Origin of the sequence: Desulfosarcina sp., assembly GCF_033791525.1 — a bacterium.
Classification (GTDB): Bacteria; Desulfobacterota; Desulfobacteria; order Desulfobacterales; family Desulfosarcinaceae; genus Desulfosarcina.
On record NZ_JASJGN010000303.1, the window covers coordinates 1 to 5803 of the forward strand.

Genomic DNA, 5803 nt, shown 5'->3' on the forward strand with positions numbered 1-5803 from the left:
TGCTTGGTGGAACGCCTGGCCGAATTTCAGGTGGACGAGTGCAGCATCGATGATTTCGGCAATCCCATCGGTTTGATTCGTGGTGCATCGGCTGAAAGGCAGTCCATCTTTGTCGTGGCCCACCTCGACACCTTTTCAGAAGTGGAGGCCGACCAGCACTACGAGGTGACGGATAAAATTATCAGCGGCATCGGGGTTTCGGACAATTCGGCGGCCGTAGGCGTCCTGGCTTCCCTGCCGGAGGTATTCAGACGGTTGGGTTTAATGTTTGAATCGGATATCGTTCTGGTTGCCATTGTCCAAACCATCGGCAGAGGAAACCTCAAGGGTATCCGCCAACTTCTCGAGGCATGGCCCACGCCGATCCAGGGTGCCATCTGCCTGGAAAGCGTGGAACTGGGGCGACTCAATTACTCTTCCAATGGCATGATCCGGGGCGAAATTAGTTGCAGTATCGCCTCGGAAAAGCAAATCGGCAGGCACCACAAACCGAACGCGATTCTGGTTATCAACGAGGTGATCAACGCGATCCTCAGACTACGCTTGCCCCAGAAGCCACGTACGCAGATTGTCATCGGCAAGATTGCCGGCGGGTTCAACCATGGAAAAATAGCTTATAACGCCAAAATCGGTTTCGAAATCCGCAGCGATGCCGATGCAATGGTCAAAGAACTCTTTAGCGATATCAGGGATATCGTCGATGAGACCAACAAGGCTTTCGCGGTTGATCTGAGACTCAACCGCATTAGCAATCTGAATGCAACCCATCTGCGATACAATCACCCGCTGGTCAAATGCGCCTCCCGGATTTTGAATCGCCTGGGCGTGCAAGCCGTGAGTGAGCCCAGTGAAACGGCCTTGTCCATTTTTTTGCAGCGCAAGATTCCGGCAGTCACCTTGGGATTAAGCCGTGGGGACAACTATCATCAGGATGGCGCCATGATTGAAATCGAGCCGATGTTCAAAGGCATTGCTCAAGTATCGGCACTGATCACGGCCATGGACAATGGGGTGTGTGATGAATAAAAAGTGGATCGAATCAAACACGTTTCACCATTCCGAATTCAAGGACCTCGATCGCCTGGTTAAGGCCAAACAGCGTAAAAAAATTTCCATCTCATTGTGCCTGCCCACGCTGAATGAGGAAAAGACCATCGCCAAAGAGATCGTCATCATGAGATCGGAACTGATGACGCGTTACCCGCTTATCGATGAGATCGTGGTTATCGATTCCGGATCGACGGACAAGACCCGTCACATCGCCCGATCCTACGATGTAACGGTTTACGAGGCCAATGACATCCTGCCGCACCTGGAGAAATTCAAGGGGAAAGGGGAGAACCTGTGGAAGGCACTGTTTGTGACCCGGGGAGACATCATTGTTTATATCGATGCGGACATTAAAAACATTCACCATCGGTTTGCGTATGGGCTGTTGGGGCCTTTGCTGCTTTCCGATCGCATCCAGTTTACCAAGGCCTTTTACGACCGCCCCATCTCTCTGGGAGATAACAAACTGCGGCCCACCGGTGGCGGACGAGTCACGGAGTTGGTGACACGGCCGCTCTTTTCGCTGTTCATGCCGGATCTGACCCAGTTTCTGCAGCCGCTTTCCGGAGAGTACGCGGGATATCGCAGCATCTTCGAAAGCATTCCCTTTCACATCGGCTACGGGGTGGAAACCGGAATGCTTATCGACATCTATGAAAAATGGGGTCTGGATGTGATGGCCCAGGTCGATCTTGACCGTCGGGTGCACAAGAACCAGGATACAAAGGCGCTGGGGCGGATGGCTTTCGTAATCATCAAGACCTTTTTGAACCGTGTCCAAAAATTGAACCGGGTGGACATCAAACAGGAAATCTTCGATGAAATGATCCAGTACAGCCTGGTCCGTGACGCGCTTCGACCTGAGATGCATGTGTTGGAACAGTTCGAACGGCCGCCAATGTCTCAGATCCCTGATTATATGAAAAGATCCGCAGATCGGGTGTCAAACTCGCTTTCGGGAAATGATTTGCCGCCCCAACGTCCAATTGATGTCCCAAACAAAAAATAATCTACGCGGGTGCAGATGCTCAATATCGTGCTTATTGGTATGAGTTGTATCTTAAATGGCTTCTGCTGATATCCGAATCGACCGCCACCGCCGTGGATATGCCGCAGTAGGCAAGCTCGTTCGGCAGCGGATAAACAAACTCATACGATTGCTCAGCGTGTTTTGAATAAGAAAGGACCAATATGGCAGAAAAAAAGCGTGCCGGATATATCAAATCAGAAAATGTCATTTGGTTTGTCGTGGCCTCTCTGCTGATCGGATTTGTGACGGGAGTCGCCTTCGGTATTTATAAAAGTGGTACGATCGCCGATCCCCATGAATCGGAACCATCGGCGGATATGGATATAGAGCGGCAACAGGCCATCGACATGCTCAAGGCACAGACCGAGAAAAATCCCCGGGACATCACGGCCTGGATTGACCTGGGACATCAATATTTTGATGCCAACCTCCCGGACGAGGCCATTGCTGCCTATGAAACGGCACTGGACATAGCGCCGGACGACGCCAATGTCTGGACGGATTTAGGCGTGATGTACCGCAGAATCGGCAGCCCGGATAAAGCGGTTGATGCCTTTGACCGGGCCATCGCGATCGATCCCACCCATGAGATTTCACGGTTCAACAAGGGGATCGTCCTTTTCCATGACCTCAAGGATGAGAAGAATGCCCTGGCTGCCTGGGAGTCATTGCTGGCCCTCAACCCCAATGCGAAGTCACCTGGCGGCCAGACCGTGCGGGAACTGGTTGATCACATCAAACAGAAACACGAAGATTCAAAATGAACAAAGCGCTGTGCAACCAATCCACACTGATCAGAAAGGGCAGGGTATTTGATTTTTACGCGGAGACCATCACCTTGCCCAACGGCGTTAGCTTGGATATGGAAATTATCCGGCATCCCGGTGCGGCTGCCATTGTACCGGTGATGGATGACGGTTCGGTTTTACTCCTCAAACAGTATCGCCACGCGGTAGGCGGTTTCATCTGGGAAATTCCGGCAGGCACCCTGGACCCGGGTGAAGACGCCCGTCAATGCGCCGAACGGGAATTGGTTGAAGAAACCGGATACGCGGCCCGGCATTTCGAACGGTTGGCCGACATCACTCCGCTGCCGGCCTACTCGGACGAACGCATTCATCTTTTCCTGGCCACGGGTCTCACCCCGGCGGCACAGAAACTGGATGAAGATGAACTGCTCTTTGTTCATCGGGTGGAATTGCGCCTGGCCGTTAACATGATCGCTGAAGGTGACATTCAGGACGCCAAGACCATGGTCGGTCTGCAACTGGCCGCAAACCGATTGGGATGATGAGAAAAATTACAGTCATTCACGCGAACATGCACGCCAGCTTTCTCGGTTTAAGCCTCAGGATTTAAAATCAAAGGTTTCAACCATGTTTTCTCGTCAAATCTAAAAAGGGGAAGACTGTGCCTCATTCAAGCCATCTCAAAATGAATTTCATTTTGATACTTCTCCTGGTTTCTCCTCTAATCCTGCTTTTTTCTTCCACACCAGGCTTTACCATCCCAAATCGCATTTCAACGGACAGGCCCCTTTTATTCGGCGGAAACAGTGATTTTGCGCCTTTGAATTTCTGAATTCAGACGGAATGCCGGACGGATTTACAATTGATTTGTTAAAGGCGGTTGCCCGGGAAGAAGGATTGAATGTCAAAATAAATTTAGGCACATGGAGCGATGCCCGCAACAAATTGAAGGAAGGCAAGATTGATGGATTAACGGGCATGCTCTATTCAAAAGAGAGGGATAAAAAATTCGATTTTTCCGTACCGTATTTAGTTGTTCCCTATATGGTTTTTATTCGCAACGGTGCACCCTTCACTTCAATCAAGGAACTCAAAGGCAAAGAAATCATCGTTGTTAAAGATGTTTTTGTGTACGATTGGGCGACTGAGAACAGGGTAACGGATTCGCTCATTATCGTGAAAGAGGCCACCGACGCCCTGAAGCTATTGGCATCCGGCAAACATGATTGTGCCGTTCTTCCTCGTCTGCATGGGCTTGACCTCCTGAAAGATTTAAAGCTCAACAATATAGAGACCTTCGGCCCGCCGATTCTGGTAAAACACCTTTGTTTTGCAGTAGCTGAAGGCAATTCCAATCTGTTGGCCGAACTCAACGAGGGGTTGTTTGCTATTCATCACTCCGGTGAGTATGACGAGATCTACCTGAAGTGGTTTTCGGTCCATGAACAAGAAAAGCGCATGGGCAGATTAACAACCTATGTGTTGCTCATGGTGGGCACAATTATCATTATATTGTTGACCTTTGTTTTCTGGAACTGGTCTTTGAAACGCAAAGTCGCTCAGAAAACTGAAGAGCTGTGCCAAAATGAAGCGCGGCTCAACCAGATCGTTGAAGGAATCCCAATCCCCACTTATGTGGTTGATGAAACGCGCACGGTCACCCATTGGAACAAGGCCTGTGAAATATTAACCGGTGTGGCAAGCGATACGATCATCGGCACAAAAAAATACTGCTCGAGTTTTTACGGCAACCGACCATATGCGACCATTGACCTGCTCATGGACCATGTCCTGACCAAGCGCATCCAACAATACCAGAATACGACATACAGGGAATCAACGATCGTAAAGGGCGCCTTTGAAGCCGAATGTTATCTTAAAAACATCGATGTGAATGGTAAATGGCTCTATGTTACTGCGGCACTGCTTAAGGATCAGGCCGGAAAAGTTGATGGTGCCATCGAGACCTGGCAAGATTTAACAGCGTACAAACAATTGGAAAAGCAGCTCATTCAATCCCAAAAGATGGAGGCCATCGGCACCCTGGCTGGCGGGATTGCCCACGATTTCAACAATATCCTATCGGCGGTAATCGGATATGCCGAACTGGCAACAATGGACATTCCCAAGGAGTCATCCACGCACAATCACCTGAAAAAAATTCTTTCCGCAGGCCTGCGAGCCAAAAAGCTGGTCAATCAAATCCTCACTTTCAGTCGTCAAACTGAAGATAACCCCCAACCAGTTCAATTATCTGTGATCGTAAAGGAAACGCTTGAATTTATGCTGCCCTCACTTCCCCCCTCCATCGAAGTCAGGCAAAATATCCAATCCGACGGGTTGGTGATGGCTGATGATACCCAAATTCATCAGGTGGTGATGAATCTGTGCACGAACGCAAGCCATGCGATGTTGGATGAAGGGGGGACACTTAGTGTTGGCGTCTCCGAGGTAAAGTTAGATAGAAGCCAAATCAATACTTCCGTCGATTTAAATTCAGGTCGATTCATCCGATTAACGGTGGAAGACACTGGGCACGGAATTCCATCAGAGGTCCGGGATAAAGTGTTCAATCCATTTTTCACAACCAAAAAAAAAGGTCAAGGTACTGGAATGGGACTTTCAGTTATCCACGGCATAGTAAAGCGATATGGTGGGCAAATCGATTTTGACAGTCAACCCGATAAAGGCACCGTCTTCAGGGTGCATTTACCGCATTTCACCGGTGAACCCATGTTTAAAGACGGGGAAACATGATAGTACGCAAGAAACCTTAAGGAACCACCAAACGCGTGCAAAGCGCTCAAAATTACGATCCCTTGTCCCACTCTTTTAACCCGCGCAGCAGGCACAGCATCCCCAGAAAAGTCAGTATGCCTGATATGCAGCCTGTGGCAAGGATGCCGCCGGCCTGCCACACCGCGCCACCCATCAGCGCCCCGAGCACTCTCCCGATGCCTGCTGTGGCAAGAAA

Annotated in this window: 5 protein-coding genes; all 5 read left to right on the plus strand. The window is 49.9% G+C overall.

Going from position 1 to position 5803, the window contains the following annotated elements:
• Positions 1 to 1026: peptidase dimerization domain-containing protein (locus tag QNK41_RS15225; RefSeq protein ID WP_319258385.1), on the plus strand; the 1026-nt coding region annotated here is incomplete at its 5' end.
• Entirely contained in the window at positions 1019 to 2059 is a 1041-nt protein-coding gene (locus QNK41_RS15230) for a glucosyl-3-phosphoglycerate synthase (RefSeq protein WP_319258387.1), read from the plus strand. The genes QNK41_RS15225 and QNK41_RS15230, both read left to right, overlap by 8 nt.
• A gap of 182 nt (positions 2060 to 2241) precedes the next feature.
• On the plus strand, positions 2242 to 2844 hold the full coding sequence (locus tag QNK41_RS15235; protein ID WP_319258388.1) for a tetratricopeptide repeat protein: 603 nt from the start codon (positions 2242 to 2244) through the stop codon (positions 2842 to 2844).
• The gene (locus QNK41_RS15240; RefSeq protein WP_319258390.1) at positions 2841 to 3371 is read left to right on the plus strand and encodes an NUDIX hydrolase; all 531 of its coding nucleotides are present in this window, start codon (positions 2841 to 2843) and stop codon (positions 3369 to 3371) included. The genes QNK41_RS15235 and QNK41_RS15240 overlap by 4 nt, the downstream gene beginning before the upstream one ends.
• Positions 3372 to 3657: 286 nt before the next feature.
• Positions 3658 to 5586 (plus strand): transporter substrate-binding domain-containing protein, encoded by a 1929-nt coding sequence (locus QNK41_RS15245; protein WP_319258392.1) that lies wholly within the window; start codon positions 3658 to 3660, stop codon positions 5584 to 5586.
• The last annotated feature ends 217 nt before the right edge of the window (positions 5587 to 5803 follow it).

Coding starts and splice junctions, on each gene's coding strand:
- QNK41_RS15230 (WP_319258387.1), top strand. CDS start 1,019: ATGAATAAAAAGTGGATCGAATCAAACACGTTTCACCATTCCGAATTC.
- QNK41_RS15235 (WP_319258388.1), top strand. CDS start 2,242: ATGGCAGAAAAAAAGCGTGCCGGATATATCAAATCAGAAAATGTCATT.
- QNK41_RS15240 (WP_319258390.1), top strand. CDS start 2,841: ATGAACAAAGCGCTGTGCAACCAATCCACACTGATCAGAAAGGGCAGG.